At 70.6% G+C, this 2,178-nt stretch carries 1 protein-coding gene and 1 pseudogene; both read left to right on the top strand.

All coding sequences use genetic code 11. From position 1 onward, the window contains the following. A pseudogene (locus AC06E6_RS16345) lies at nucleotides 1–283 on the top strand (methyl-accepting chemotaxis protein); the annotation flags it as partial. Between the two features lie 276 nt (nucleotides 284–559). Then, the coding region (locus AC06E6_RS16340) for a cache domain-containing protein (RefSeq protein WP_478062055.1) at nucleotides 560–2,178 on the top strand (1,619 nt) is incomplete at its 3' end.

Here is a 2,178-nt window from a genome sequence, read left to right as displayed (position 1 = left end):
GATGCAGATGGACGAAACCACCCAGCAGAATGCCGCGCTGGTGGAGGAAGCCACCGCCGCCGCGCGCTCGATGGAGGAACAGGCCACCCAGCTGGCCGCGGCGGTCGCCCTGTTCCACCTCGACGATGCCGCCGCGACGCCCGCGGCCGCGCCGTCCCCGCTGCCGCCCGCCGCCCGGCGCGCCGCCGCGCGTCCCGCCGTGGCGCCGCCGCGCGCGCAGCCCGGCGCGGCACGCAGGACCGAGCCGGCGCTGGCCGACGGCGACGACTGGCAGGAGTTCTGATCCAACGCCGACGGGCCCCCACCGGCGGGGCCCGTCGGCGCCTGCCCCCGGCGGGGCGGGAGGCAAGGCCGGTAGTGCGCATCCCGCGGAAAACCTGTTCCGTGATGCCGGTCGCACTGCAATCCCGCTGGCGGTCATGCAACCGCCAGGTACCCGCCCGCGGCGCTGCAGCCGCGGAACCGGGCGCCGATATCGCGGGAAGGCAGGCGGCCGTGTCGTGGCGGGGGCCGCAGGGCCTGTTCTTCCATGCACGGTGACGGAAAAGGAAACAGACGCATGAACGCCCACCCCGCCCTGCGCGTCTTCAGCGACCTGCCGCTGCGCCGCAAATTCATCCTCATGCTCGCCGTCCTGGCCACCGGGATCATCGCCCTGTGCCTGGTCACCGCCCGGCGCAACCACGACGAACTGCTGCGCAACGAGCGCAATGCCCTGCACACCCGCGTGGAGGCGGCGCTGGCGCTGGCCAACCGCTACGCCGACCGCGCCGCCGCCGGCGAACTGGGCGAGGACGAAGCCCGCCGCCAGGCGCTGGCGGCCATCGAGTCGCTGCGCAGCGCCAACGGCAGCGACTACCTGTGGGTGAACGACGAACACCCCACCATGCTGATGCACCCCTACCAGACCGCGCTGAACGGCAAGGACCTCAGCGACGCCACCAGTGCCGACGGCAAAAAGATCTTCGTGGAGATGGTCAGGCTTGCACAGCGCAACGGCGGCGGCTTCCTCGACTACACCTGGCCCAAGCCCGGCGTCGACGGCGCGGTGCAGAAGATCTCCTACGTCGGCCTGCACAAGCGCTGGGGCTGGATCATCGGCAGCGGCGAGTACACCGACGACATCGCCGCGCGCGCCTGGAGCTTCGGCCGGGTGCTGATCGTGGCCGGCATGCTGGTGTTGCTGGCGGCACTGCTGGTGTGCTGGCTGATCGCGCGCTCGATCCTGCGCCCGTTGTCCGGTGCGCTCGGTGCGATCCAGGCGGTTTCGCACGGCGATCTCGACGTGCTCGTGGACTACCGCTCGCGCGACGAGATCGGGCAGATGTATGCCGCCATCGGCGAGATGATCGCCCAGCTCAAGGCCCGGGCCGACCAGGACCGCGCCCGCGCCGCCGAGGACCTGCGCATCCGCACCGCGCTGGACGACGTCACCACCAGTGTGATGATCGCCGACGCCGACCTCAACATCATCTACGCCAACCGGCCGTTGATGGAGATGCTGGGCAAGGCCGAGCAGGACATGCGCCGCGACCTGCCGAACTTCGACATGAAGACCCTGATCGGCAGCAACATCGACATCTTCCACCGGCACCCGGCGCACCAGCGCGGGCTGCTCGGCAGGCTGCATGGCACCCACCACGCGCAGATCAGCGTCGGCGGCCATGTCATGCGCCAGATCATCAACCCGGTCACCGACGCCGACGGCGACCGCCTGGGCTACGTGGTGGAATGGGACGACCGCACCGTGGAGGTGCGGATCGAGCAGGAAGTCAGCGACATCATCGTGGCCGCCTCGCACGGCGACCTCTCCGGCCGCATCCGGCTGGAGGACAAGAGCGGCTTCCTGCTGCAGCTGTCCGAACAGCTCAACGGCCTGCTGGCCGCCATCGGCTCCAGCGTCGAGCAGGTATCGGGCGTGCTGCGCGCGCTCTCGCAGGGCGACCTCACCGTGCAGATGGAAGGCGACTACCGCGGGACGTTCGCCGCCATGCGCGACGACGCCAACGCCACCGTGGTCCAGCTCACCGGCATCATCGACCGCATCCAGACCGCGACGTCGCGCATCCACCAGGCGGCGGCGGAGATCGCCACCGGCAACAACGACCTCTCCCGCCGCACCGAGCAGCAGGCCGCCAACCTGGAGGAAACCGCCGCCTCGATGGAGGAACTGACCTC

This window comes from Stenotrophomonas sp. Steno-Z10-HUANG, assembly GCF_056393075.1.
The sequence above is the reverse complement of the archived record's forward strand: the minus strand, read 5'-3'. Positions and strand labels throughout refer to the sequence as shown.